The organism is Longimicrobiaceae bacterium (genome assembly GCA_036375715.1).
Lineage (GTDB): Bacteria > Gemmatimonadota > Gemmatimonadetes > Longimicrobiales > Longimicrobiaceae > DASVBS01.
The window spans coordinates 93990-119160 of the sequence record DASVBS010000081.1 but is presented as its reverse complement, the minus strand read 5'-3'; the positions used below and the strand labels follow the sequence as shown (position 1 = coordinate 119160).

The following is a 25171-nucleotide window of genomic DNA, read 5'->3' as shown; positions in this document are numbered from 1 at the left end:
CCTGCCAGGTTCCCAGGATCTCCTCCCCCGACTTCAACCGAACAACGGGATGACCTTACCCATCCGCGATCGAAGAGCGACCGGCTCTCTGGTGGCCGCCCTGCTGTGTGGCCTGGCCATACCCGCTGACGCTCAGTGGCCGAACCCCGGGGCCCCTCACACCCTCGAGGTGGACCTCGAGCAGCGCATCGGCGAGATGTACCCGATGTGGGCGTACATCGGGTACGACGAACCGAACTACACCTATAGCTGGGAGGGGAAGAAGCTGCTCACGGAGTTCTCCGAGCTGAGCCCGGTTGCCGTGCACGTCCGTGCGCACAACATGCTCAACACGCACGAGGGTCCTCCCTCCGCCTTCAAATGGGGCTCCACCAACGCCTACACCGAGGACGAACAGGGCAACCCCGTCTACGACTGGACCTTCGTGGACAGCATCGTGGACACCTGGGTCGAGCGGGGCATGAAGCCGCTCATGGAGATCGGCTTCATGCCAAAGGCGCTCAGCACGCACCCGGAGCCCTATCGGCACCACTGGCAGCCGGGCGATCCGTACAACGAGATCTACACTGGCTGGGCGTACCCTCCGACGGACTACGAGAAGTGGGCGGAGCTCGTCTACCAGTGGGTTCGCCACTCGGTCGAGCGTTACGGACGGGAGGAGGTGGAGAGCTGGTGGTGGGAGCTGTGGAACGAGCCGGACATCGCCTACTGGCAGGGCACCGACGAGGAGTACCTGAAGCTGTACGACTATACGGCCGACGCCGTGAAGCGGGCCCTACCCACTGCTCGCATAGGCGGGCCCACCGTGACCGGCGGCGGATACCGTCTGATGCGGACCTTCCTCGAGCATGTGCGTAGCGGTACGAACTACGTCACCGGAGAACGCGGCTCCCCGCTCGACTTCATCAGTTTCCACGCGAAGGGTTCGCCCTCCTTCGTCGACGGCCGGGTCCGCACCAACATGGCGCCCGAGCTGCGCAGCATCGATCGCTTTTTCGAGATCATCCGCTCGTTCCCGGAGTTCGCCGACCTCCCGGTGATCATCGGTGAGGCGGATCCGGAGGGTTGCGCCGCCTGCTCCGTTGCATCGGGATCACGGCAGAACGCGTATCGGAACGGCACGATGTACTCGAGCTACACTGCCGCTTCCTTTGCGCGAATGTACGAGCTCGCGGATCAGCACGGGGTCAACTTCGAGGGTGCGACGAGCTGGTCGTTCACCTTCGAGAACGTCCCCTGGTTCGACGGCTTCCGGGAGATGGCGACGAACGGCGTGGGCAAGCCCGTGCTGAACGTCTTCCGGATGTTCGGGATGATGGGGGGCGACCGGGTGGCGGTGCAGGGGAACAGCATGAACGCGCGCGAGATCATCGAGAACGGCGTGCGCGGAGATCGGCCCGACATCAGCGCGCTGGCCAGCCGCAAGGAGCGCGAAGCGGCGGTGATGGTGTGGAACTATCACGACGACGACCTGCCCGCTCCGGACGCGCCAGTGCGCATCGCCATCCGAAATATCCCGGCCGAGCGGGTGTTGCTCCACCACTACCGCATCGATCAGGAGCACAGCAACTCGTACACGAAGTGGCTGAGCATGGGCTCGCCTCAGCAGGTATCCCGCGGGCAGTACGCGGAGCTGGAGCGCGCCGGGAAGCTGGAGATGCTGGGAGCGCCCCGTTGGGTGAAGGTCGAGAACGGCGTGGCGGTACTGGAGTTCCCACTTCCACGACAGGCCGTCTCCCTGCTGCGGCTGGAATGGGAGGATGACAGCCGAGGGACCGGCCGATGACTGCACTGACCAAGGACGGGTCCTTCCGCTGGCAGATCGCGATTCTGCTCACTGTGGCGATCGGGATCAGCTACCTGGACCGGCAGACACTGGCGGTCGCCATTGCCGCCGTGCAGGAAGACATCCCCATCACCAACACGCAGTTCTCGACGCTGAACGCCGCCTTCCTGGTCGCCTACGCGCTGATGTACGCGGGTGGCGGTCGCCTGGTGGACGCGCTCGGGACGCGCCGCGGTTTCTTCGTCATCATGGTCTGGTGGTCCCTGGCCTGTGCCTCCCACGGGCTGGCAACCGGATTCCTGGCGCTGGCCGCGAGCCGCTTTCTCCTCGGCATGGGGGAGGGTGGCGGGTTCCCCGCGGCGACCAAGGCGGTGGCCGAGTGGTTCCCCGTGAACCAGCGCTCTTCGGCCATGGGGATGATCAACGCGGGCACGGCCATCGGTGCGGTCGCCGCCCCGCCGCTGATCGCTTTGATCCTCAACCTCTCCAACTGGCGCTGGGTCTTCGTGGTCACCGGTGCCTCCGGCCTCCTCTGGACGGCGTGGTGGCTGCGCGATTACCACCCGCCGGCAGTTCATCCCCGGCTCTCCGAAGCGGAGCGCGCGGAGTTGGCCGGGACCGCGGACGAAGTTGCGCAGGCTGAAGCCGCCATCCCCTGGCTTCGTCTGTTCGCCTATCCGCAGACGTGGGGGCTGGTGATCGGCAAGTTCCTGAGCGATGCCGCCTGGTACTTCTATCTCTTCTGGCTGCCCAAATACCTCTACGACGTGCGCGGCTTCGACACCAACCAGGTGGGCTATTTCGCCTGGATTCCGTACGCCGCGGCGGGGGTCGGGGCTATGCTGGCGGGTTGGTTCTCCAGCTGGCTGCTGAACCGGGGGCGGTCCGTCGATTTCTCGCGCAAGCTCACGCTGGGGCTGAGCGCGGCGCTGATGCCGCTCATCATCTTCGTCACCTATTCACCGATCCAGCTCACCATCGTCCTCTTCAGCATCGCCTTCTTTGGCCAGCAGGCCTGGTCCACCCTGGTCATGATCCTGCCGACGGACATCTTCCCGCGCCGTGTGGTCGCCTCGGTGGCGGGTCTGGTCGGCTTCGGGGGAGCGATGGGGGGTGTGGTCTTCAACATGGTCGCGGGGCGGATGCTCGACGCCGGCACCGGCTACGGGCCCGTCTTCGCCGCCGTCAGCACCTTTCACGTGCTCGCCTTCCTGCTGATCCTGGCGACCATTCGCAAGGTACGCCCGATCGAGGTGCGGCTGAGTCAGCCCGTCGCTCAAGGAGTCGCCCCGTGAAGATCACCGAGATTCGCACTCGCGTGGTGGAGTGGCGCGGCAAGACTGCAGAACTGCCGCCGCACTTCTGCACCAACCCGATGGACCTGCTCACGCGCTCCGAGGCGACGATGAGCACCTTCACCTTTCATGGCTGGCTGGTGGTTGAGGTCTTCGCCAGCGATGGTAACGTGGGGATCGGCAACGCCGCCCTCGCGCCGCGCGTCAGCAAGCAGATCATCGACCTGTACCTGAAGCCGGTGCTGCTCGGCCAGAATCCCTGGGACGTGGAGTTCCTCTGGCAGCACATGTATCGCCGCACCATGGCCTTCGGCCGCAAGGGGATCGGCATGGTCGCCATCAGCGCGGTCGACATCGCGATCTGGGACCTGCTGGGGAGAGCGGCCCGACAGCCGGTGTATCGACTGCTGGGCGGGCGCACCAAGGATCGCATCCCGGTCTACGCCAGCCGTCTGTACAGCGTGCCGCTGGACGAGCTGGCGGAAGAGGCGGCGCGCTACCGCGACGAAGGGTACCGGGCGATGAAGCTCCGCTTCGGCTGGGGGCCGGCGGATGGGGCAGCGGGGATGCAGCGCAACGTGGACCTCGTGCGCACAGTGCGGGAGACGGTGGGGGATGAGATCGACATCATGGCCGATGCGTACATGGGCTGGAACCTCGACTACGCCCGCCGGATGCTCCCCCTGCTGGAGCCCTTCAATCTGCGCTGGCTGGAGGAGCCGGTCATTCCCGACGACATCCATGGGTACACCGAGCTGCGTCGCGTCAGCCGGATCCCCATCGCAGGTGGCGAGCACGAGTTCACCCTGCACGGCTTTCGCGAGCTGCTGGAGGGGCGGGCGGTGGACTACATCCAGTTCGACACCAACCGGGTGGGTGGGATCTCGCAGGCGCGCAAGATCTCGGCGCTGGGTGAAGCGTACTCGGTTCCGGTCATCCCGCACGCCGGGCAGATGCACAATTACCACGTGGTAATGGCCAGCCTGAACTCCCCCATGGCTGAGTACTTTCCGCCCGTGGAGGTCGAGGTCGGCAACGAGCTGTTCTGGTACCTGTGCAAGGGCGAGCCGCGAGCACGGGAGGGCTTCATCGAGCTCGACGATGATCGTCCCGGCCTGGGAATCGAGATCGACGAGGACGCGTTGCGGGAGTTCGAGGTCATCGAGTGATGCCCGCTCGCCGGGCGCGGCGGTGAAGAGCGCCAGACCCGGCGAGCGGAGTTGCTCGATGCCTCTGCCGCCGCGGCGGTGTCGTCGGTTGACCGCCCCGGTTAGGTCGAGTGAGCAGATCCGGGTCGGCTCGAGCGGGCGGGACGGAACGGAGACCAAGCCCCGCGGCGAATCCGCCTGCGGGGCTTGCAGGCGCAGGGGACTCCAGTGGGAGTTGCCCGCATTCGGGTGCTGAGCGTTCTTGACTGATCGGTATAGAATCGCTTAACGTATTCTCATGGCTCGACCCAAGGAGTTCGACCCCGATGCGGCGCTGGATGCCGCGATGGAGCTGTTCTGGGAGCACGGCTACGAGGGCACCTCATTGGCGATGCTCACGGGTCATCTCGGGATCGGCCGCGCCAGCCTGTACGCGACGTTCGGCGACAAGCGCGAGCTCTACCGACTGGCGCTCCAGCGGTACCTCGAGACGCGCGGCCTGGATCCGCTGGAGTTACTTTCCCGACCTGGCCCCGTGCTGCCCGCCATCCGGCAATTGGTCCACCAGTACGTGGAAGAGTCGATCCACGATGCCTCCCGGAAGGGTTGCCTGGTGGTCAACACGGCCACCGAGCTGCTCCCCGAGGACCGGACGATGGCGAGGTTGGTCGAGTCGAGCTGGGATAAGCTGGAGGCCGCGCTCACTTCGACGTTCATGCGGGCGCGGGCGCAGGGAGAGCTGGCCGAAGGGGTCAAGCCTCAGAGCGCGGCCCGGTTCATCCTGACCTTTCTCCAGGGGATCCGTGTCATGGCGAAGGCGCCCGATGCCGACCGCCTCCATGACGCGGCTCTCGTGGCCCTGTCGCTGATCGAACCATAGTCGGATCCCGTGGGAATATCCGCAGGGGCTTCGACTCGTCCGTTTATAGATCGAACGATCCAATATCGGAGGCGCGCCTTTGATCTACCGGACCTAAGCTGACGGCGTTGATGCGATGGGCGACGGGGCGGGGCGTGCCGCGCGAGTCGGTTGCCTGGCACTCGGGGCGGTCGCGATCTACAATGGCAACTTCGGATCGGGAGACCATCGGGAGACAGAGGTCAGAAACTGAACCAGGGGTGAATGATGCGCGAGACAAAGGTAGCCATTCTCGGGCTCGGCATCATGGGTTCCGGAATGGCACGGAACCTTTTGCGTGCCGGTTACGAGCCCGTCGTCTATAACCGGAGCCGAGGCAAGGCGGAGGAGCTGGGGCGGGAAGGGGCCCGGGTCGCCGCCACACCGGCGGAGGCGGCGGAGGGGGCGGAGGTGGTGGTCAGCATGGTCTCCGACGACGTCGCGGCGCGGGCAGTGTGGCTCGGCGAGAACGGGGCGCTGGCGGCAATGTCGCCGGGCTCGGTGGCGGTCGAATCGAGCACGGTGTCGCTCGAGTGGTTGCGCGAGCTGCGGTCGGCGGCGGCGAGCCGTCAGGTGGAGGTTCTCGATGCGCCGGTCACCGGCAGTCGCGACCAGGCGGCCGGGGGACAGCTGCTCTTCCTGGTCGGGGGTGAGACGCAGGTGCTGGAGAGAGTGCGACCGGTGCTCGAGCCGATGGCGCGGGAGATCCTGTACGTCGGTCCAGCGGGCAGCGGAGCGACGCTGAAGCTGGTCAACAACTTCCTGTGCGGTGTGCAGGTGGCCTCCATGGCCGAAGCCTTCGCCATGGTGGAGCGAGCCGGCCTCGACCGGGAGCGCGCGATCAACATGCTACTGAACGGCGCGTGCGCGAGCCCGATCATCAAGCAGGTGGGTGAGCGCATGGCGACCCGCGACTACGATCCGCGTTTCGCGCTCAAGCTGATGGCGAAGGACCTGCGCTACGCGGCCGGCGAGGCGCGTCGGGTGGGTGTCGAGCTCGAGACTGCGCCAGCCGCCCAGCGGGTGATGGAGCGCGGCGCTGAGGCTGGCCACGGCGAGCGGGACATGGCAGCGGTGGTCGAGCAGTTTCGGAGCTGATGCTCCATACGACGAATTACGAAGAATTACGAATTACGAATTACCTAGGGCGTCCTCAGGAGATATCGGCTCGTTCTCTGCTCTCTTGCGTTGTCCTGACCCTGTGAACACTCGTCCGTAATTCGTAATTCGTAATTCGTAATCCCTCCCGCCCCGCCTTCCTCCCCCGCACCCCCCCGCCGCCCGCGCTGCACGGTTTTTGCCGCGCTCTGGGGAGCAGTTTTCTCTGCTGCTCTCAAGGTTTGTGAACCGTGAATCTCGAGAACCCCCTTCCCCGCCGGACGTGGGGGCCCGTGGTCGGGATCGCGCTGTTCATCCTCCTGGGCACCCCGCTCGTTGCTTTCCTCTGGGATACCCTGAACCTGCTCTTCGCGGGGATCGTGCGGCCCTGGCGTTTGGTCGGCCTCCTGCCTGCGGGCATTCTCTTCTATCTCCTGCTGCGGGTCATGGGGCGTACCGTGCAGAGCTGGGACGAAGACCGTGAGAGCCTTCGAACCGGGAGGCCGTGATGCGAGACGATCAGGACGAGGCCGGCCTCATTCCGGCCACGGGCTCCAGCGATCCGGCGGATACCGAGCTCCTGCCCGAGGAGGAGCCGACCACCACGGGAACGCTCTTTCTCGTGATGATCATCCTCATGATCATCGCGGCGATCTGGATCATTCTCTACGTCCGGCTGCTCGAGCGGTGAGGAGAGGATGAAGATCCACGTTTACGAAAAGGCATTTCTCACCGTGGGAATCTTCGTGCTGGCGGCATGCGCCCTGGCGCTCGTCTACGCCACCGTGGTGCACGGGCTTCACCTGCCGGGAGAGGCCGGACGCATCGATCCTGCCGAGGTCGCCACGACGCCGCCCTTCGACCGGCCGGGAGTCTACCAGCGTGGCGAAGGGCAATACGAGGTGGTGGTGGTCGGGCGCGCATGGAGCTTTCACCCGGCGGACATCCGGGTGCCCGCGGGCGCCGAGATCACCTTCACGGCCACCAGCGCGGACGTGATTCACGGCTTCCACATCGAGGGCACGCGGCTCAATCTGATGCTGATACCGGGTCAGATCTCCCGGAATACCTACCGGTTCTCCGAACCGGGGGAGCACCTGCTACTCTGCCACGAATACTGCGGCCTCGGTCACCACGTGATGTACGGTCGGGTGCTGGTGGAAGAACCCGGAACCGACATCCCGCTCGTGCAGACTGCGTCTGCGAGCGACGGAGGCGCCGCCCACCTGGCCACTCACTGATTCTGATTCGCGCGCAAGCATGGCCTCTCTGACCTCGATCGTCCTCGATCCCGAGGGCTACGATCTGCCTGCCGCACAGCGGCGGGTGCTGCGGTGGACAGTGTACATCGGCTATGCGGCTCTGATCGCCGGAGTCTTCCACGGCCTCGCCAACGCCCTTTCCTACGCGGGGATCAGCATCCTGGGGTGGTTCCCCGGGCTGCGTACGTACTATCAGGGACTCACGGCCCACGGCGTGGCCAACGTCCTCATCTTCACCTTCTCCTTCTCCAACGCTTTCCTGCCCTTGATGACGGCGCGCGCTCTGGCTCGACCGCTCCACAGCGGCCTGCTCTGGAGCTCGCTTGCCGCCCTGGTAGCCGGCAACATCCTCGTGATCTACGCGGTCGTAGGGAACCGTGCCAGCGTCCTGTACACCTCCTACGCACCGCTGCAGGCGCACTGGACCTACTACCTGGGCCTGGCTCTCGTGGTCGTCAGCACCTGGCTGGCGCTGGCGAACATGCTCATCGCGCTCAGGGGATGGAGGCGGGAGCACCCCGGTCAGCGGATCCCGTTGCTCGGGTACATCTCCGTGACCTCGTACCTGATGTGGTTGCTCGCCTCCATCCCCATTGCGGTGGAGTTCCTGGTCTTCCTTCTCCCCTGGACATTGGGCCTTCGCGCGGAGGTGGATCCGCTGCTCACGCGGACCCTCTTCTGGTTCACCGGACATGCGATCGTATATGCCTGGTTGCTACCCGCATACGTATCCTGGTATGCCCTGATTCCGCGGCAGGTGGGAGGCGTGCTGATCAGCGATTCCTACACGCGGATCGTGTGGATCCTCTTCCTGTTGCTCTCCATCCCCACGGGATTCCATCACCAGTACGCCGATCCGGGGATCAGCAACGTGATGAAGGCCATTCACGGCGTGCTGACGTTTGGTGTCTTCTTCCCCAGCCTCGCCACCGCTTTTTCGGTGATGGCGGCGCTGGAGATCGGCGGCAGGCGCGCGGGCGGGCGAGGGCTGCTGGGCTGGATCCGTAAGTTGCCCTGGGGTGATCCGTCCGTTGTGGCGCAGCTGCTGGCGATGATCACCTTCGTGCTCGGCGGGGCGACGGGGTTGATCAACGCCAGCTTCACCATGAATCAGGTGGTCCACAATACCACCTGGGTGCCCGGCCACTTTCACATGACGGTGGGAAGCGCGGTCGCCCTCACCTTCATGGGAGTGGCGTACTGGCTGATCCCTTACCTGACTGGACGCTCCCTCTTCAGCCGGCGACTCGCCCTCGCATCCGCGTGGACGTATACGATCGGCCTCCTCATCTTTGCTCGGGGGATGATCTCGGGGGGGTTGGAGGGGATGCCGCGACGGACCTTCATGGCGGAAGCAACCTACTCGAGCGAGGCCTGGCGGCTGCCGGGGATCCTCACCGGCGTCGGCGGCAGCATCATGTTCGCGGGCGTGATGCTCTTCTTCCTGGTCATCGGTCTGACGATCGTGGCGGGCCGCCAGCAGGGTGCTCCGCGCGACGTGCCGGTGTCTCGAACCCTCACCGCTCCAGCGCAGACCGGGTGGGAGCCGGCCCTCGACCGTCTGGGCGTGTGGGTCGCCGCCGCGATCGCGCTCATCCTTATCGCCTACGGTCCCTGGCTTATCGGGTACGACGTCGTGCCGGTTTCTCCCGGGTTCAGGCTCTACTGAGGGTCAGCTGCGGGAGTTTTCTACTGATTTCAGCGGGCGCGGCCACGCCTCTGCAGGGACCTCTGCCGATGGGCCGGTGGTATCCAAGCTCTCGGCGAACGCATATTCATTCGACAGGGAATGGCGCCGGGCGTGGTGGCTGCCCCGGGGCCGCATCCACTCGTCGGAACATCGAACCCCTGCAGGAATGACCCGCTCCGACTTACCGGTGATCCGGGTCCGCGAGCACCCGCTCCTCCGGATCGCGCCGTTCATCACCCGCTTTCCAGCTCCGCTCGGAGAGCTCTCCACGCCAGGTGAGATCCTGGATCTGCTGCGTCTGGACGCCGACGTTCCGCTCCAGCGCGACGAAGCTGTGCGTAAGGCGATCCGGGACCTGCTACGCTTCGGAGGGCATCGTCCCAGCGGAATCGGCAAACCCGCCTCGGAGTACCTCGTCCGGGCGGTCGAGGAGGGCTCGCTGCGGTCGATCAACCTGGCGGTGGATATCTGCAACGTGATCTCCCTCCACAGCGGCTTTCCCATCGGTGTGGTGGACTGCGCGCTCGCCAGGCCGCCATACCGCATCCGCATTGCCCCCAAGGGGAGCTCGTACGTCTTCAACCCTTCCGGTCAGGAGATGTCGCTCAGCGGATTGATCTGCCTCTATGACGCCGAGGGTCCCTGCATCAACCCGGTGCGCGACGCTCAGCGTACGAAGACGCGCCCGGAGACGGTGGAGACCCTCTCCGTGGTGTGGGGAACCCAGGCGCTCGCCGACCGCCTGGCCGAGGCGGAGCACTGGTACCGCTCGCTGCTGGAGGGTGTCGGCGCGCGGACGGAGGCCGTTCCGGTTGAGATCGTTCCCGCGCCTGTCGAGGTTGACAGCTGAGCGCGCCGCGGGCAGGATCTCTCGTCACCTTACAGAGTTCTCACACACGGACCACCATGAACAAGCCAGCTTCGTCGATTTGGGCCAGGGTGCTGATCGTGCCGGCGCTCCTGCTCGTGCCCATCGTTGCGCACGCTCAGCAGCAGGGTCAGAACCGGCCACGACCGGAAGACACGGAGGTGTGGGAGCCGGTACCGCCGGTCGTCACGCCGCCGCAGATCAGCCACGATGGCGTTCCGTCGGATGCGATCGTGCTCTTCGACGGAACGAACCTGGACGAATGGGTGTCGGTGCGGGACAAGGGACCGGCGGGGTGGAAGATCGAGAACGGCGTGCTGGTGGTCGAGAAATCGGCCGGGAACATCGAGACGAAGCGGACCTTCGGGAGCTACCAGCTCCATCTCGAGTACCGGATTCCCGAGGGCACCACGCAAACCGGCCAGTCGCGCGGGAACAGCGGTCTCTTCCTGGCATCGACGGGACCGGGTGACGCGGGGTACGAGCTGCAGATCCTCGACTCGTACCAGAACGAGACCTACGTGAACGGCCAGGCGGGCAGCATCTACAAGCAGTACCCGCCCCTGGTGAACGCGTCGTTACCGCAGGGGGTGTGGCAGACCTACGACGTGATCTGGACCGCGCCGACCTTCAACGACGATGGGAGCGTGAAGACGCCGGCGCGGGTGACCGCCTTCCACAACGGAGTGCTCATCCAGAACAACGTGGAGCTCAAGGGTCCCACCCTGTACATCGGGCAGCCGAGCTACAAGCCGCACGGCCGGACTCCCATCAAACTCCAGGCGCATGGAGACCCCAGCCCGCCCCTGAGCTTCAGGAATATCTGGGTGCGGGAGTTGGATTGAAGGAAGGGGCTGGAAGTCAGGAGTAAAGAAGTTGGGAGAAGGGAAGCCAGGAGCCAGAAGCGAGAATGAACAGGGGCTGAAGTGCGCACCGGGGATTCGTGCCGGCCCCTTCTGGCTTCTGGCTCCTGGCTTCTTTATTCTTAGCTCCTAACTCCTCCTCATAGCGTCCTCAAATACTCCACCAGATCCGCCTTCTGCCTCTCCGTCAATCGCAAGTCGAGCTCGGCATCGTAGTGCTCCACGACCTCCTCCAGGGTCGCGGCGCTACCATCGTGGAAGTAAGGCGGGTGCTGCCATAGCGCCCGCAGCGGGGTGGTGCGGTATCTGCCCGTGGCGGTACGCCGGGCATAGGCCGGATCCATTCCGGTTTCCTCGGGTCGGTGCAGCTTCCCGCGGTTCACGTCGGTGAAGTGATCGCCCGGAAGGTGACAGCTGCTGCAGCGGGCCACGCCTCGGAACAGCTTCTTCCCGCGCTCGGCCGCGACGGGGTCGAAGCTGCCAGGCGGGGGTCTCGGAGTGGTCAGGCTGAGCTGGTACTCCAGCAGTGCCCTCAACTTCGGGGTTACCTCGTCTGGAACGTTGATCACCCGGATTCCCAGCCGCGGGTCGACGAAGGTACCCTTCCCGTGCATCTGGGTCACCGCGACGTAGGCGTTCCAGTAGGAGATCGGTCCGTCTCCGGTGTAGGTTTCGAGCTCCACGCCGCGCAGGCCGAAGGCCGGCGGGATCACGAGCGGTGTGTTCTTGCCATCGATGTTGATGCGTGGGTCGTACCTGCCCGGCCCCCAGCTCTGGAGGATCGCCCTGAGTCCCGGGTCGATTGCCGGTGACAGTGCGACGATCGCTCCCACATTGAGATCGGTGTTCGGCCAGCCGTCCAGCCGCCTACCGATTCCGGCAGTGAACGAGTTGTCTACGGTGGAGTGGCAGAGCGCGCAGGTGATTCCCACGCTGGTAAGCGTGTCCCGGCCGTCGATGTTCTCGACCGTCCCCTGCACTCCCACCACCGAGCCCAGCTTGAGCAGGGTCACCGTGGTTTGCGGATCCTGAAGGTCGACGTCTCCCGAGACAATCGCGTCCAGCACCTCATCGGGCAGTGCGTCCACATCGACCTTCAGCCCCACGTCGAGGGCGAGTGCCGGGCTGACCGTGCTCGCAATCACCTCGTGCAGGCGCAGGGTATCCGTCCAGTAGACGTCGTCTCCGAAGGTGTCGAAGCGAAAGATCTCCTGCCCTTCGGCGACGAGGCGGCGGTTCAATGGGCGGTCTCCGTGCTTCCCCGGGCCTGTTCCCACATCGACACAGCCGGCGGCGACCAGAGATACGGCCGCCGCCGTAATCGAGGTGAGCGAAGCGCGGGAGAGCGCCCTCGGCCGGCGATCACGAGCTGGTCCGCGACGTAATGGGTTCATGAAGCCTCCGTGGATGAGCGTGCCGGCCGTCGAGAGCTATCTGTGTGCGGTCGTTCCTCCCTTCTGCAAGGCCTTTGCGTTCTCCAGATGTGCCGCAACCACCGGTCGCACCTCCTGCAGCAGGGCTTTCAGCTCGGCGTTGCTGGCGCCGGGGATGAGCGTCTGGTCGAGCGCGTCCAGCACCGCCTGGTGGAATTCGACCTCGCGCTGGAGATAGGCGGCGTCGAAGGCGGCACCTTGTAGCGACGACAGCTTCTTCTTCGCTTCCTCCGCTCCTTGATTGAGAGTGCGGCTGACGTCGTTGTCCTGTGGGGTCACGCCCAAGCGCTTTGCCAACGCGGCGGCCTTCTCGTTGACGGCGGTGTGCGTCGAGATCATGACGCGAGCGAACGCCAGTACGTCGTCGTTCGTGGTGCGGCCCTCGGCGAGCCGCGCGATGTCCGCATCGATGGTGTTGGCGGTGACTGCGATGTGAGCGATGGCGGGATCGCCCAACTTGGCTGCCTCCTGAGCATTCGCTCCACGAGGAACGACGAGGAGGAGGAGCGAGCCGGCGAGAGAAAGGAGAATCCTGGCAAACATGACGACCTCCGGTTGAGGAAAGAGCGCCGCCCCTTCGCGGCGCCATCCATCATGCAATGCCTATTCCAGTAAGTCAATAACTTTATTGTGAAAGTAGACAAATGCTGCTTTCCACCTTAGCTTGAAGGGACCGGACGCCTTTCAACGGAGACCTCAATGGACTGGATCGGTCGTCTACTCGGGGGAACGCGCGCGCAGCTCCTGCGACTGCTGAGGCGATCCCGACGGAGCATCAACGAGCTGGCGGCGGGGTTGGGGATCACGGACAACGCCGTTCGCACACACATCGCCTCGATGCAGCGCGACGGGATGGTGCGCTCGGCGGGGGTGGAGCGGGGCACCGGGGGGAAGCCGGCGCAGCTCTACGAGATCACGCCCGAGGCGGAGGAGATGTTTCCGAAGGCGTACGGGACCATCCTGAATCTACTTCTCGATCTCCTGCAGGAGCGGATCGGTCCCGAGGAGGTGCGCGAGCTGCTGCGTGAGGCGGGCATCCGCGCGGCGGGGGTCGCGCCGCCTGACGGGTCGGAGGAGGAGCGGGTGCAGTTGGCGGCGGACGTGCTGCGCCGGCTCGGCGGGGATGTGGAGGTGGAGCGGGTTCCCGAAGGATGGCGAATCCGCGGCTTCGGGTGCCCCCTGTCCGGCGTCGTTAGGGAACACGAGGAGGCATGCTCCCTGGCGGAGTCGCTCGTCGAGCGGGTCAGCGGCCTGCCTGCGCGGGAATGCTGCGAGCGGGGCGAGCGGCCGCGGTGTTCGTTCCTCATCGAGGCCGCCTGATCCTTTTTTATACGGTCTCGCCCGACGCTGGCAGGTAGCCGACGAGAGGCTTGTGCACCGCCCAGCCGGCGGACATAGTAGAAGTACCGTCCACGCTGAGTCGCTTTCCTGCCGGGTCCTGACAATCCGCCGGAAGCCCGGAACCCCCTCCGAACGCGACGAACCGCGACCGCCCGCGCCCCGGCCCGGGGGTTCTTCCCCGTACGCGGCTGGTGCTCATCGTGGCTTGCGGCTGCTTTCTAGCGGCCGTCTGCCTGCGCGGAGGGGTGCTGTGGGAGGCGATCGTGGCCGGTGGGAAGTCGTCAGCCACTGGTTCTCTCCTCACCCTCCAACCCAGGAATGCCCATGAGAAACAGTGCGTACGTTCCGGTGCAGGAGAACCTGCCAGGTATCACCGGGTTGCTGGAGTACCGGCTCGATACCGGCAAGCCGATTCGCGAGCTGACGCAGATTCTGCTTCGAGGGCCCTCGACCCTCACCCAGGCCGAGCGGGAGCTCATCGCCACACTCGTCTCTCACCGCAACTCCTGCCGCTTCTGCACCACCGCCCATACCGCCGCCGCCGAGTTGCTGCTCGGTGAGTCGGACACGGTGGAAGCGGTGAAGCACAATCCGGAAACCGCGCCGGTGAGCCCCAAGATGCGGGCACTGCTGCGGATCGCGGCAAAGGTCCAGGAGAACGGCCGCCTGGTCACCGACAACGACGTGGCTGCGGCACGGGCGGAAGGCGCAACGGACCGGGAGATCCACGATACGGTCCTGATTGCGGCGCTATTCTGCATGTACAACCGCTACGTGGACGGCCTGGCAGCGGTTACCCCCGAAGATCCGGCCTACTATCGGACGCTCGCAGAGCGGATCGTACATCGAGGGTACCTCCGGCCCGAAGGGGGATTCCCCCTGCCTTCTCCGCCCCCAACGCCAGCCTGAGCATGCCGCACATTCCGATCCCGGACGATCTCCCAGGCATCCGCGGCCTGATGGCCTACCGGCTGGAGACCGCGCTCCCCATCAACCAGGATGGCCTGGCCTGATCTTCGCCTCGTGGCACGAGCGGCACCGCCCACCCGTGCCACTGTCACTCCTAGCCTATGCCCATGCGACCCATTTCCAGGCGAGACTTCGTTGTGCGATTGAGCGCCGGCGCGGGTGGGCTGGCCGGTTATGCTACGCTCGCCGGCGCGTGCTCTCCGACCTCGGCGCGGCAGGCAGCCTCGAGCATGTATATCGGCACCTATACCAGAGGGGGCAGCCAGGGTATCTACCGCGCCTCCTTCGATCCGGCCAGCGGGGCCATCCGTCTCGACGGAGTCGCGGCCGAGCTGGAGAACCCGTCGTACCTGGCGGTGAATCCAGATCGCTCGAGGCTCTACGCGGTCAGCGAGGTGGATGACTTCCAGGGGACGGATGGCGGCGGCGTAGTTGCTTTCGCCATCGAGGCCGACGGCGGCCTGCGGGAATTGGGGCGGCAGCCGACTCACGGTGCCCACCCGTGCTACGTGAGTGTCGACCCGGCCGGGGAGTTCGTGATGGTTGCCAACTACTCCAGCGGCAATGCCGCGCTCTTCCGGCTGGAGGCGGACGGTTCGCTCCCTCCAGCTGCGGACGTGGTGCAGCATCGCGGCTCGGGTCCAGATGCGCAGCGGCAGGAGGGGCCGCACGCCCACTGGATCGCGATGGGACCGGAGCACCGGTACGTCTTCGTGGTGGATCTGGGGATCGACCGGGTGGTGGGATACGTGCTCGATCGCGAGGGTGCCCGGCTGGTACCGGCAGCCGACGGCGCGGGCGTGACGACCAGACCGGGGGCGGGGCCGCGGCATCTCGCCTTCCACCCTGATGGTCGCCGGGCGTACCTGATCAACGAGCTCGATTCCACTCTGACGCCGCTGTCGTACGATTCCGAATCGGGATCGATGGAATCGCTCGGGACCGTGTCCACGCTGCCGCAGGAGTTCACTGGTACCAACACCTGTGCGGACGTGCACGTTGCGCCCTCGGGTCGCTTCGTTTATGGCTCCAACCGCGGTCACGACAGCATCGCGGTCTTTGCCATAAGCGACGATGGCCGGCTGACGCTGGTACAGCACCAGTCGACGCTCGGGCGCACTCCGCGCAACTTCGCCATTGCGCCGGGTGGGGAGTTCCTCGTGGCGGCCAACCAGGATTCGAGCTCGCTGGTGACCTTCGCAATCGACCCGGTCAGCGGCCGCCTTTCACCCGTTGGCGACCCGGTCGAAGTGCCGACTCCGGTCTGCGTCGCCTTCCTGTAACCCCGGCTACCTTCCTCTAACCCCTGCCCACGGAGACCACATGTCCGAACCCGTCCTGCGCGATCCCTATGTGGAGGCCCCTGCCCATCGGGTCGAGATCTCCCGCGTATCCCCGCCGGCGGACGGTCGGCTTCAGTCGCTCGACGTCTTTCGCGGGATCACCATCGCCGGGATGCTGCTGGTGAACAACCCGGGGACGTGGTCCGCGGTGTATCCGCCGCTCCGGCACGCGGAATGGCACGGATGGACGCCCACCGACCTGATCTTCCCCTTCTTCCTGTTCATCGTCGGCGTGGCGATGACCTATTCGTTTGGCAAGCTGATCTCTCGGGGGCAGGCCAGAACGGCGATCCTGGCGAAGTCGGCCAGACGTGCGGCGATCCTGTTCGGGCTCGGCCTGGTCCTACACAGCTACCCGTGGATTGGATTCGACTACAGTCACCTTCGCATTCCGGGAGTCCTGCAGCGGATCGCCCTCGCGTTCCTGGCGGCGGCGGTGCTGGTCCTGTGGTTGGCCCCGAGAGGCCGGGCAGTCGCCGCGGCCACCCTGTTGCTCGGCTACTGGGCGCTGCTGAGTTGGGTGCCGGTCCCAGGTGGTGAAGCAGGCGTGCTCGAGCCAGGCCGCGACCTCGGCGCGTATATCGACCGGGCGGTGTTCGGGATCGATCACCTGTACGCGAACAGCCGCACCTGGGATCCGGAGGGATTGCTCAGCACTCTACCGGCCATTGCCACCGTGCTGCTGGGTGTGTTCGCGGGTGAATGGCTGCGCTCGGGGCGGCCGCGCGAGGTGATCGCGCGACGACTGTTCCTGGCAGGGATGGTGGGCGTGATCGCGGGGTTGGCCTGGAATGCCGTCTTCCCCATCAACAAAGGTCTCTGGACCAGCTCCTACGTCCTCTTCACGGGGGGCGCCGGCGCGATTCTGCTGGCGGCCTGCTACTGGGTGATCGACGTGAAGGGGAGCCGCCGCTGGGCATTCCCCTTCCTGGTTCTCGGCATGAATGCGATCGCTGCCTACTTCCTCTCGAGCCTGATGGCAGACGTGATCGACACGCCCTGGATCTCCTCCCCGGACGGTGCAATAGGCATCAAGCCGTGGGTCTACCAGAACCTGTTCGCCTCCTGGCTATCGCCGGTGAATGCGTCGCTGGCGTTTGCGCTGACGTTCGTTGCCTTCTGGGCGATAGTGATGTGGGGATTCTACAAGCGCGGCATCTTCGTGAAGGTCTGAGAGCGCACGAACTCGGGAGGATCGGGGGGTACGAAGGTCGCCGCGGCCGGCGAGCGGATAGAGCCGTCGGATAGAGCCTCTGTCTCCGGCGGGCGATTCGTGATTTCGCCCTGACCCTCGGCTTGCGATTTCACCCGACGCTCGGCGCAACGGTGATCTCGACGGCCGGATGACCTCCAGATATACTGGACGTCACCATCGGCCGGTCGTTCCCATCCCACCGATCCCGCCGGGAGACCTGCGGGACGAAGCCCGCCCCCGTTTCAGGAGCCAGAACATGCTGCTCACACTCGCACTCGCGTCCCTCGTCGGTGCCGTCCCCGCGGATACGATCACCGGGACCTGGCAGATCCAGGGCGACGTATCTGGCTATCCCGTGAACAGCGTCTGCGACGTGGTCGTGGCCGATACCGCGCTGACCGGTCACTGCACCTCGAGCGACGGCTCAACCTACGAGATCACCGGGTCGGTGAAGGACCAGAGCGTGACCTTTCAGCATGCCGGCGACTACGAGGGCCAGCCACTCACCGTGGTGTACACGGGCACCATCCACTCGCCGACGGAGGTCCGCGGCACGATCAATGTGCAACCGTTCGACGTGAGCGGCTACTTCACGGCGCGGCCGGCGCCCAAAGATCCGACGGCAGAAGGATAGAGGAGGGTGACGGCCGGGTCGGAACAACCCGTGGCGCCGCGAAGCACGCTCGTCGGTCGACCCGGCCGTTGGGGATCTCGAGGCAATGGAAAAGGCGGGCCTACGCCCTCTCCAGGCGTAGAGGAAGAGGGGATTCCGGGAGGGCCTGCACAGGTGCGACCTCCAGCGGCTCGCCGCCTTCGCTGGGGAAGAGCCGGAGCCGCCGCGGCGTGAGGTAAACACGCTCGTTCGCCTGCAGGGCCAGGCGGTCGAACTGGTCACGGGAGAGCACTACCTCCACCGTCGCCCCGCCTTCCTCACGCTCCAGCTGCACCCGCGCCATCGGCCCGGCGTTGTGCACGGTGCGAACGCGCGCGGGAATCGCTACCCCGTCGGTCCATTCGCGGGAGATCTCGATCTCGTGGGGGCGGGCGTAGCCGATCTGCTCCCCGTAGGAAGTGCCCGCCCCCGCCGGGACATTCACGGCCTCTCCCGGTGCGATGTATGCCCGCCCGGCGTCGACCCTCGCCGGGAAACGGTTCACTGTGCCCATGAAATCGTAGACGAACGGCGTCGCGGGCCGGTCGTACACCTCCTGCGGCGAACCCACCTGCTCGATCCTACCCTTGTTCATCACCACCACGCGGTCGGCCACTTCCAGCGCCTCCTCCTGATCGTGTGTAACGAAGACGCTGGTGACATGGATCTCATCGTGCAGCCGCCGCAACCAGCGCCGCAGCTCGACCCGCACGCGGGCGTCCAACGCCCCGAAGGGTTCGTCCAGGAGCAGGACCTTCGGCTCGACCGCCAGCGCCCGCGCGAGCGCGACCCGCTGACGCTGGCCACCCGATAGCTGGTTCGGGTAGCGCTGAGCGAAGCCGTCGAGTTGAACCAGCTCCAGGAGTCGCCGCACACGCTCCGCGATCTCCTCCCGCGAAGGCCGCAACCGCCGGGGCATGACCCTCAGCCCGAACGCCACGTTCTCGAACACGGTCATGTGGCGGAACAGCGCGTAGTGCTGGAAGACGAAGCCGACCCGCCGCTCCGCTACCGGGCGCCGTGCCACGTCCTCGTCCCGGAAGAGGATCGTACCGCCGGGGTCCGGATGTTCCAGCCCCGCGATGATCCGCAGCAGCGTGGTCTTCCCGGAGCCCGACGGGCCGAGCAGAGACACCAGCTCGCCGGTCGGAACCTCGAGGCTCACGTCGCGCAGCACCTCGACGGGTCCGAACGACTTGCTGATATGACGAACCGTAATGCTCATGGCTGCATCAAGGGCTCATGGAGTTCTGATGGGGTGAGCTTCCGCTCCACCAGGCTCTTCGCGATCAGGGTGACCAGCGCCAGCATGGCCAGGAGTGAAGCCACCGCGAAGGCCGCGGTGAAGTTGTACTCGTTGTAGAGGATCTCCACGTGCAGCGGCATGGTGTTCGTCCGGCCGCGGATGTGGCCGGATACCACCGAGACGGCGCCGAATTCTCCCATCGCTCGGGCGTTGCAGAGGATCACCCCGTAAAGCAGCCCCCAACGGATATTGGGGAGCGTCACCCTCCCAAACGTCTGCCACCCGCTCGCGCCGAGCACGCGAGCGGCCTGTTCCTCCTCGGTCCCCTGGGACTGCATCAGCGGGATCAGCTCGCGGGCGACGAACGGGAAGGTCACGAAGATCGTGGCCAGCACGATCCCCGGCGTGGCGAAGATGATCTGGATCTGGTTCTCCCTCAACCACGGACCGAGCCAGCCCCCCAGCCCGAAAAGCAGGACGTAGATCAACCCCGAGATCACCGGGGATACCGCGAACGGCAGGTCGATGAGGGTGATCAGCAGGCTCTTGCCGGTGAACTCGAACTTGCTGATCGCCCACGCAGCGGCCAGGCCGAAGATCGTGTTCAACGGTACGGCGATCGCGGCGGTCAGCACGGTGAGGCGGACGGCGGCGCGGGCGTCCGGTTCGGTGATCGCCATCAGGTAGACGCCGAAGCCGCTCTGCAGCGCCTGGGCGAAGACCGCCAGCAGCGGAAGGAAGAGGAAGAGGCCCAGGAACCCCAGGGCGACCGTGATCAGCAGTACCTGCACCGCCCGGCTCTCCGTGGTCGCCGGGCGGGCCACACCCTCCGTGCGGTGGGAAAGGGTCGCGATGCCTCCAGCCATCAGCCCCCTCCCGCGATCTGGTGGCGTAGGGTCAACCACTGCAGCCCGTTGATCACGAGCAGCAGGGCGAAGGAGGCGAGCAGCATCACCACGGCGATGGCCGTGGCTCCCGCGTAGTCGTACTGCTCGAGCTTGGTCACGATGAGGAGCGGCACGATCTCCGTCTTCATCGGCAGGTTGCCGGCGATGAAGATCACTGAGCCGTACTCGCCGAGCGCCCTGGCGAACGCCATCGAGAACCCGGTGAGCAGCGCCGGTAGGACGGCGGGGAGCAGCACCCGCCGGAACGTTTGCCAGCGGTTCGCGCCGAGACTCGCCGCGGCCTCCTCCAGCTCTCCCTCCAGCTCCTCGAGCGCGGGCTGAAGGGTGCGCACCACGAAGGGCAGGCCGATGAGGGTCAGAGCCACCACCACTCCCAGGCGGGTGAAGGCAACCCGGACTCCGAGCGGCTCCAGCCACGGCCCCACCCATCCGTTGGTAGCGAAGATAGAGGTCAGTGCGATGCCGGAGACCGCTGTCGGTAGCGCGAAGGGAAGGTCGACCATCGCATCCACCACCCGTCGTCCGGGGAAGGAGTAGCGCACCAGCACCCAGGCAACGATGGACCCGAAAACGAGGTTCAGGAGCGCCCCCGCCAGGGACGCTCCAAAGCTCAAGCGATACGCGGCCATCACCCTTGGCTCCGTGACGGCCCTCAGGAAGGCGTCCCAATCCAGCGTGGCCGTTTTCAGGATCAGCGCGGATAGCGGGATCAGGACGATCAGGCTCAGGTAGAGTAGGGTGAAGCCGAGCGTCAGGCCGAAGCCTGGCAACACCGACTCTCTGCGCAGGATATGTCTCATCGACTGGCCTCTCACTCGGTACTCGGTGCGTAGACCCGGTCGAACAGACCACCGTCGTCGAAGTGCTCCTTTTGCGCCTTCTGCCAGCCCCCGAAAACTTCGTCGACGGTCACCAGCTCCAGCTCGGGGAAGCGCTGCAGGTCTGCGGGGTCGACGTACTCCGGCAGGACCGGACGGTAGAAGTGCTTCGCCGCGAGCCTCTGGCCGGCGGGTGAGTAGAGGTGTTCCAGGTAGGCGGTCGCGACCTCGCGGGTCCCGTGAGCGTCGACGTTTCTGTCCACCACCGCGACCGGCGGCTGAGCAAGGATGCTCATCGGCGGCACGACGATGTCGAACTTGTCCGGCCCCAGTTCCTCCACCGCCAGGAACGCCTCGTTCTCCCACGCCAGCAGGACGTCGCCGATACCGCGCTGCACGAAGGTGTTGGTGGCACCGCGGGCGCCCGTGTCCAGCACCGGCACGTGCCGGTAGAGCTCGGCCATGAATTCGCGCGCGGCGTGGTGTGCCCGCTCCACCTCCTGGCTGTGCGCCGGATCGTTGAGGAGGCTCAGGTCCCCGAGCTCCTTCTTCAGCGCGTAGGCGTAGGCCGACAGGTGGTTCCAACGCGCGCCGCCCGAGGTTTTCGGGTTCGGAGTGATGACTTCGATGCCGGGGCGAATGAGGTCGTCCCAGTCGCGGATCTGCTTGGGATTCGCCTTGCGGACCAGGAAGACGATGGTGGAGGTGTACGGCGCGCTGCCGTGCGGGAGCTCGCTCTGCCAGTCGGGGTCCAGCAGGCCAGCCTGTTTGCCGATCGCGTCGATGTCGTACGCCAGTGCGAGCGTGACCACGTCCGCCTCGAGGCCGTCGATGACGGCGCGCGCTTGTTTGCCGGCGCCGCCGTGCGACTGCTTCACCGTTACCGTCTGGCCGGTCCGCTCCTTCCACACGCGAGCGAAGTCGGCGTTGAACTCCGCGTAGAATTCGCGCGTCGGATCATAGGAGACGTTGAGGATCTCCACCGACGCGGCTCCATCGCGGGCGGCTCCCTGGCTCTCCGAGGCGCAGCCGGTGAGCACCGCTGCCAGCGATAACGAGAGCAGCGAAGAGAGGTCGTGCAGTTTTCTGGTCATTGCAGTCTCCACGTGAGGTCGATCGTGGTTGAAGCGTACCGTTCGGCCGAGATCAGAAAGCCACCTGGATGCGGCTCGCGAAGACCGACTCGGTCGGCAGATGCGTCCCGCCGGGGGCGGCGTCGAAGCGTGTCCGCTCGTAGTTGGTCAGGAAGCGGACGTTGCGGTTGAGGTACCAGTTGAAACCGAGCGTGAAGCTCTTCGCCCGCTGCGCGGCCCGAAGCGGATCGGCCAGGGCGGGGAAGGCGTCGTCATCGGTCTCGAGAGCCTGGAAGCGGCCGGCGACTTCCCACGCACCCCACCCACCACGGGAGAAATCCAGCGGACGGGACGGAATCACCCCGCGATAGGAGGCATCCTCACCGGTCAGGACCCAGGAAGCGGCAAGTTGCCAGGCGCTCTGGCTCACCTCCGCCTGCTGTGCCTCGAGGCTTACCTCCGTCTGGGAGCGGATGTATTCCCCGAGCACACCGAGATTCCTCCAGTACCAGTAGCCCTGCGGGGAGAGGCGCGTGCGGCGGCCGTCGGCGATCACCGTTCCCGTGGGCGTGCCATCGCCGAGGAAGCGGTGGAAGGTGAGGCGTCCCAGCGGTGTGCGCGGGGCAGCGAGTCCCGGTGAGTCGGCTGTGCCCTCCTGCTCGCCAACGGTCCCCGCGATGCCAATTCCCAGGCCGCTCAGGGCCTCGACTCCTGACCTGGAGAAGGGCTGCAGGAAGATCCGAGCAGCGAGGTCCTTGCTGTCGGAGAGGTCCTGGTCGCCGCTAGCCCCATCAGCGACGCCGTTGAAGACACCGACCTGGTAGCTAGCCATTGATCCGCCCAGAGACCCGGAGAGCTGAATGCCGACATCTCGGTTCGGGGCGAGCGCCGTGGGAAAGCCCCGCTCAGCGAAGGTCAGGGCGAAGAGGCTCTGCAGTCGCTCGAGACCCACTGGAGCCTTGAACTTGCCGGCCCGGATCTGGAGCGCAGGAGCGAAGCGGGCGTCCAGGTAGGCATCGAGCACCTCCACGCGATTTCCCGCGTAGTCCAGGTTCACGCGGAAGTCGTAGATGTGGTAGACGGTACCGCGCAGGTCGGCACGCAGGCGGCGGAGCTCGAAACCATCGATGGCGGCATCCTCCGGGTCGTCGGGGAAGACGCGGCCGTCGTACTGCGCCCCACCGCGGAACTGGAGCGCGAAGGCGCCGTCGCTCGAGCGCAGACCGAAGCCACTTTCATCCGCTGTTGCGATCACCGAAGCTGCGGCTGAGTCCGCGGTGGCCGCGGAGGTCCGCTGCGGCTCCGGCGCGGGGGCCGGGGAAACCAGGGTAGACCGGTCCTGTGCCGCCCCCGGCGTGGCCGAGGCCAGCGTCATCACCGTGGCAAATGCGAGCAGGTGGCGAGCGCGCGGACCCGTAATGAGATTCATCGTCGTTGTCATCGAGGTCTCGGGAGAGCGGGGTTGCACGCGGCCCGGGCTGGCTGTCCCCCACCTTGCCGGCCGAAGCGTTCGCGGCGGCCGGAGTGACGCACCGGCTAAGTCAACCGCCGTGCCGGCTCTGCTCGATTTTCATAACCCGTTCATATGACGCCTCTTGGGCGATCGCCTGAAGTGAGAGGGCCTGGTGCCCCGTGATATTTCGCGGATATTTTCCGGGATATTTCATGGCCCTTGCTCGACGCCAGGATATTTCACGGGAGAGCGGATGCTGCTGCTGCTCGATGCATGGAGGGAGGCGAGCGCCTCCAGGCCGCTAGGGGAGACGGCGGAGCGGATCGCTCAGCGGGTGGCGTCGGAGCTACCGTTGCGCGCTTTGGTGATCCGCCGCCTGGAGCCTGAGAGGCAGCGACTGGACACGGTCGCGATCGGCCTGGTGGGGTCGGCGCGTCCGCTGCGCGTTCCGCGCACGGAGCTCTCGGCCGGTCAATTGGAGGCGCTGGTGGCGTGGGGTCGGAGAGGGAGCCCCCCGGAGCCCGGGAAGGAGGAGCTGGAGGCCCTGGTGGTGGCGGTGGGATCCGCGGGGGAGAGGCTGGTGGAGCCGCTGCTCAGTGAGGATCGGGTGATCGGCTTTGCCGTCGCGCTGGCGTCGGTTGGGCCCTTTCGCAATGCACACGCGGAGCTGTGGAGGCAGCTGCGTGAGCCGCTCGCCGCGGCGCTGCGCGCGGACCTGCAGCGCAGTGAGCTGATCCGCTATCGGGAGGCGCTGGAAGCAGACAAGCAGGCGCTGCTCACTCGCCTGGGCCGGCAGGAGATCACCGAGGCGATCATCGGGGCGCAGGGTGGTCTGCGCGATGTGGTGGACCGTGTGGAGCAGGTGGCGGCCACCGACGTACCGGTCCTGCTCCTGGGAGAGACGGGCACCGGCAAGGAGGTGATTGCCCGCGAGATTCACCGTCGCTCGGCGCGTGCCGCCGGGCCGGTGGTCCGGGTGAACTGCGGCGCCATCCCTCCCGGACTCATTGATTCCGAACTGTTCGGACACGAGCGGGGGAGCTTCACAGGCGCCATCGCCGACCGGGCCGGCTGGTTCGAGCGCGCCGACGGCGGGACCCTGTTCCTCGACGAGGTCGGGGAGCTACCCCCGGATGCGCAGGTGCGGCTGCTGCGCGTCTTGCAGGACGGCACCTTCGAGCGGGTGGGGGGACGCCGGACGCACACGGTGGACGTGCGCATCGTGGCGGCCACTCACCGGGACCTCCACGCCATGGTGCGCGAGGGCACCTTTCGCGAGGATCTCTGGTACCGCATCAGCGTCTTCCCCATTCCGCTTCCTCCGCTCCGCGATCGCCCCGGCGACATTCCTGCACTGGCCGAGCACTTCGCTCAACGAGCGGGCAAGCGTCTGGGTGGGTCCGGTCTGGTCCCGACGCCCCAGGACCTGGAGCTGCTGCTGCAATACAACTGGCCGGGAAACGTGCGTGAGCTGGCCGCGGTGATCGAGCGTGCCGCCATCCTGGGGGGAGGTCATCGGCTGGAGATCGCAGCGGCGCTGGGTGTATCCGGCCGGACATCCACTCCTGCCGGGGATCGCAGCGAGCCGATCGCGGAGGCCGCGACCCGGCGATTCGCCACGCTCGACGAGGCGGTTCGCCGGCACATTGAGACGGTATTGGCGGAGACCCGCGGCCGAATCGAGGGTCCGTCGGGCGCGGCGGCGATCCTCGGGGTCAACCCGCACACGCTGCGATCGCGTATGCGGAAGCTGGGGATCGACTGGAACCGCTTCCGCGGTCGCTGAGAGCCGCGGCGGGGGAGAATGCCGCGCCGACGTGCGCGCCGCTGGC

24 protein-coding genes are annotated in these 25171 nt (G+C 66.2%); 17 read left to right on the top strand and 7 right to left on the bottom strand.

The features are described from left to right. Positions 1-49: 49 nt before the first annotated feature. From VF167_17770 to VF167_17720, 11 genes are all read left to right on the top strand, one after another. Positions 50-1786: a hypothetical protein gene (locus VF167_17770; GenBank protein HEX6927278.1), complete on the top strand. Its 1737-nt coding sequence runs from the start codon at positions 50-52 to the stop codon at positions 1784-1786. Beyond that, positions 1783-3081, top strand: coding sequence for an MFS transporter (locus VF167_17765; protein HEX6927277.1), 1299 nt, complete (start codon positions 1783-1785; stop codon positions 3079-3081). The genes VF167_17770 and VF167_17765 overlap by 4 nt, the downstream gene beginning before the upstream one ends. Then, entirely contained in the window at positions 3078-4250 is a 1173-nt protein-coding gene (locus tag VF167_17760) for an L-rhamnonate dehydratase (protein HEX6927276.1), read from the top strand. Before VF167_17765 ends, VF167_17760 begins: the two co-directional genes overlap by 4 nt. A gap of 277 nt (positions 4251-4527) precedes the next feature. After that, entirely contained in the window at positions 4528-5109 is a 582-nt protein-coding gene (locus VF167_17755; GenBank protein ID HEX6927275.1) for a TetR/AcrR family transcriptional regulator, read from the top strand. Positions 5110-5352: 243 nt separating this feature from the next. Then, positions 5353-6225: an NAD(P)-dependent oxidoreductase gene (locus tag VF167_17750; protein HEX6927274.1), complete on the top strand. Its 873-nt coding sequence runs from the start codon at positions 5353-5355 to the stop codon at positions 6223-6225. Between the two features lie 251 nt (positions 6226-6476). Continuing rightward, entirely contained in the window at positions 6477-6734 is a 258-nt protein-coding gene (locus tag VF167_17745) for a hypothetical protein (protein ID HEX6927273.1), read from the top strand. Continuing rightward, entirely contained in the window at positions 6734-6916 is a 183-nt protein-coding gene (locus VF167_17740; protein ID HEX6927272.1) for a hypothetical protein, read from the top strand. Before VF167_17745 ends, VF167_17740 begins: the two co-directional genes overlap by 1 nt. A gap of 7 nt (positions 6917-6923) precedes the next feature. Then, entirely contained in the window at positions 6924-7466 is a 543-nt protein-coding gene (locus tag VF167_17735) for a cytochrome c oxidase subunit II (protein HEX6927271.1), read from the top strand. Between the two features lie 19 nt (positions 7467-7485). Continuing rightward, a complete protein-coding gene (locus VF167_17730; GenBank protein ID HEX6927270.1) occupies positions 7486-9156 on the top strand; it encodes a cbb3-type cytochrome c oxidase subunit I in 1671 nt (556 codons plus the stop codon). A 187-nt stretch (positions 9157-9343) separates the two neighbouring features. Continuing rightward, entirely contained in the window at positions 9344-10027 is a 684-nt protein-coding gene (locus VF167_17725; GenBank protein HEX6927269.1) for a phenylalanine--tRNA ligase beta subunit-related protein, read from the top strand. A gap of 56 nt (positions 10028-10083) precedes the next feature. Beyond that, entirely contained in the window at positions 10084-10890 is an 807-nt protein-coding gene (locus VF167_17720) for a DUF1080 domain-containing protein (protein HEX6927268.1), read from the top strand. Between the two features lie 158 nt (positions 10891-11048). On the opposite strand, the gene VF167_17715 is transcribed toward VF167_17720, so the two are convergent. Further along, positions 11049-12149, bottom strand: a complete 1101-nt coding sequence (locus tag VF167_17715) for a hypothetical protein (GenBank protein ID HEX6927267.1) — start codon at positions 12147-12149, stop codon at positions 11049-11051. A gap of 189 nt (positions 12150-12338) precedes the next feature. After that, on the bottom strand, positions 12339-12797 hold the full coding sequence (locus VF167_17710; GenBank protein HEX6927266.1) for a DUF4142 domain-containing protein: 459 nt from the start codon (positions 12795-12797) through the stop codon (positions 12339-12341). 243 nt (positions 12798-13040) lie between these two features. Between VF167_17710 and VF167_17705 the strand changes: the two genes are divergently transcribed. From VF167_17705 to VF167_17685, 5 genes are all read left to right on the top strand, one after another. Then, positions 13041-13661, top strand: a complete 621-nt coding sequence (locus tag VF167_17705; protein ID HEX6927265.1) for an ArsR family transcriptional regulator — start codon at positions 13041-13043, stop codon at positions 13659-13661. Positions 13662-14006: 345 nt separating this feature from the next. Then, positions 14007-14591, top strand: a complete 585-nt coding sequence (locus VF167_17700; GenBank protein HEX6927264.1) for a peroxidase-related enzyme — start codon at positions 14007-14009, stop codon at positions 14589-14591. A 167-nt stretch (positions 14592-14758) separates the two neighbouring features. Continuing rightward, a complete protein-coding gene (locus VF167_17695; protein ID HEX6927263.1) occupies positions 14759-15934 on the top strand; it encodes a lactonase family protein in 1176 nt (391 codons plus the stop codon). 40 nt (positions 15935-15974) lie between these two features. Further along, the gene (locus tag VF167_17690) at positions 15975-17168 is read left to right on the top strand and encodes a heparan-alpha-glucosaminide N-acetyltransferase domain-containing protein (protein ID HEX6927262.1); all 1194 of its coding nucleotides are present in this window, start codon (positions 15975-15977) and stop codon (positions 17166-17168) included. Between the two features lie 277 nt (positions 17169-17445). Next, on the top strand, positions 17446-17823 hold the full coding sequence (locus tag VF167_17685) for a hypothetical protein (GenBank protein HEX6927261.1): 378 nt from the start codon (positions 17446-17448) through the stop codon (positions 17821-17823). A gap of 100 nt (positions 17824-17923) precedes the next feature. On the opposite strand, the gene VF167_17680 is transcribed toward VF167_17685, so the two are convergent. From VF167_17680 to VF167_17660, 5 genes are read right to left on the bottom strand one after another with little or no spacing between them, the layout of a single operon-like run. Next, entirely contained in the window at positions 17924-19066 is a 1143-nt protein-coding gene (locus VF167_17680; GenBank protein ID HEX6927260.1) for a sulfate ABC transporter ATP-binding protein, read from the bottom strand. Beyond that, the gene (cysW, locus tag VF167_17675; GenBank protein HEX6927259.1) at positions 19063-19953 is read right to left on the bottom strand and encodes a sulfate ABC transporter permease subunit CysW; all 891 of its coding nucleotides are present in this window, start codon (positions 19951-19953) and stop codon (positions 19063-19065) included. The genes VF167_17680 and cysW overlap by 4 nt, the downstream gene beginning before the upstream one ends. Next, on the bottom strand, positions 19953-20795 hold the full coding sequence (cysT, locus tag VF167_17670) for a sulfate ABC transporter permease subunit CysT (protein ID HEX6927258.1): 843 nt from the start codon (positions 20793-20795) through the stop codon (positions 19953-19955). The genes cysW and cysT overlap by 1 nt, the downstream gene beginning before the upstream one ends. A gap of 11 nt (positions 20796-20806) precedes the next feature. Beyond that, the gene (locus VF167_17665; GenBank protein ID HEX6927257.1) at positions 20807-21907 is read right to left on the bottom strand and encodes a sulfate ABC transporter substrate-binding protein; all 1101 of its coding nucleotides are present in this window, start codon (positions 21905-21907) and stop codon (positions 20807-20809) included. Between the two features lie 52 nt (positions 21908-21959). Beyond that, a complete protein-coding gene (locus VF167_17660; protein HEX6927256.1) occupies positions 21960-23327 on the bottom strand; it encodes a porin in 1368 nt (455 codons plus the stop codon). Between the two features lie 265 nt (positions 23328-23592). Between VF167_17660 and VF167_17655 the strand changes: the two genes are divergently transcribed. After that, on the top strand, positions 23593-25125 hold the full coding sequence (locus tag VF167_17655) for a sigma 54-interacting transcriptional regulator (GenBank protein HEX6927255.1): 1533 nt from the start codon (positions 23593-23595) through the stop codon (positions 25123-25125). Positions 25126-25171: the final 46 nt, after the last annotated feature.

Coding starts and splice junctions, on each gene's coding strand:
- VF167_17665 (HEX6927257.1), bottom strand. CDS start 21,907: ATGACCAGAAAACTGCACGACCTCTCTTCGCTGCTCTCGTTATCGCTG.
- cysT (HEX6927258.1), bottom strand. CDS start 20,795: ATGAGACATATCCTGCGCAGAGAGTCGGTGTTGCCAGGCTTCGGCCTG.
- VF167_17690 (HEX6927262.1), top strand. CDS start 15,975: ATGTCCGAACCCGTCCTGCGCGATCCCTATGTGGAGGCCCCTGCCCAT.
- cysW (HEX6927259.1), bottom strand. CDS start 19,953: ATGGCTGGAGGCATCGCGACCCTTTCCCACCGCACGGAGGGTGTGGCC.
- VF167_17685 (HEX6927261.1), top strand. CDS start 17,446: ATGCTGCTCACACTCGCACTCGCGTCCCTCGTCGGTGCCGTCCCCGCG.
- VF167_17700 (HEX6927264.1), top strand. CDS start 14,007: ATGAGAAACAGTGCGTACGTTCCGGTGCAGGAGAACCTGCCAGGTATC.
- VF167_17705 (HEX6927265.1), top strand. CDS start 13,041: ATGGACTGGATCGGTCGTCTACTCGGGGGAACGCGCGCGCAGCTCCTG.
- VF167_17680 (HEX6927260.1), bottom strand. CDS start 19,066: ATGAGCATTACGGTTCGTCATATCAGCAAGTCGTTCGGACCCGTCGAG.
- VF167_17730 (HEX6927270.1), top strand. CDS start 7,486: ATGGCCTCTCTGACCTCGATCGTCCTCGATCCCGAGGGCTACGATCTG.
- VF167_17655 (HEX6927255.1), top strand. CDS start 23,593: ATGCTGCTGCTGCTCGATGCATGGAGGGAGGCGAGCGCCTCCAGGCCG.
- VF167_17765 (HEX6927277.1), top strand. CDS start 1,783: ATGACTGCACTGACCAAGGACGGGTCCTTCCGCTGGCAGATCGCGATT.
- VF167_17750 (HEX6927274.1), top strand. CDS start 5,353: ATGATGCGCGAGACAAAGGTAGCCATTCTCGGGCTCGGCATCATGGGT.
- VF167_17695 (HEX6927263.1), top strand. CDS start 14,759: ATGCGACCCATTTCCAGGCGAGACTTCGTTGTGCGATTGAGCGCCGGC.
- VF167_17735 (HEX6927271.1), top strand. CDS start 6,924: ATGAAGATCCACGTTTACGAAAAGGCATTTCTCACCGTGGGAATCTTC.
- VF167_17740 (HEX6927272.1), top strand. CDS start 6,734: ATGCGAGACGATCAGGACGAGGCCGGCCTCATTCCGGCCACGGGCTCC.
- VF167_17660 (HEX6927256.1), bottom strand. CDS start 23,327: ATGACAACGACGATGAATCTCATTACGGGTCCGCGCGCTCGCCACCTG.
- VF167_17755 (HEX6927275.1), top strand. CDS start 4,528: ATGGCTCGACCCAAGGAGTTCGACCCCGATGCGGCGCTGGATGCCGCG.
- VF167_17725 (HEX6927269.1), top strand. CDS start 9,344: ATGACCCGCTCCGACTTACCGGTGATCCGGGTCCGCGAGCACCCGCTC.
- VF167_17770 (HEX6927278.1), top strand. CDS start 50: ATGACCTTACCCATCCGCGATCGAAGAGCGACCGGCTCTCTGGTGGCC.
- VF167_17720 (HEX6927268.1), top strand. CDS start 10,084: ATGAACAAGCCAGCTTCGTCGATTTGGGCCAGGGTGCTGATCGTGCCG.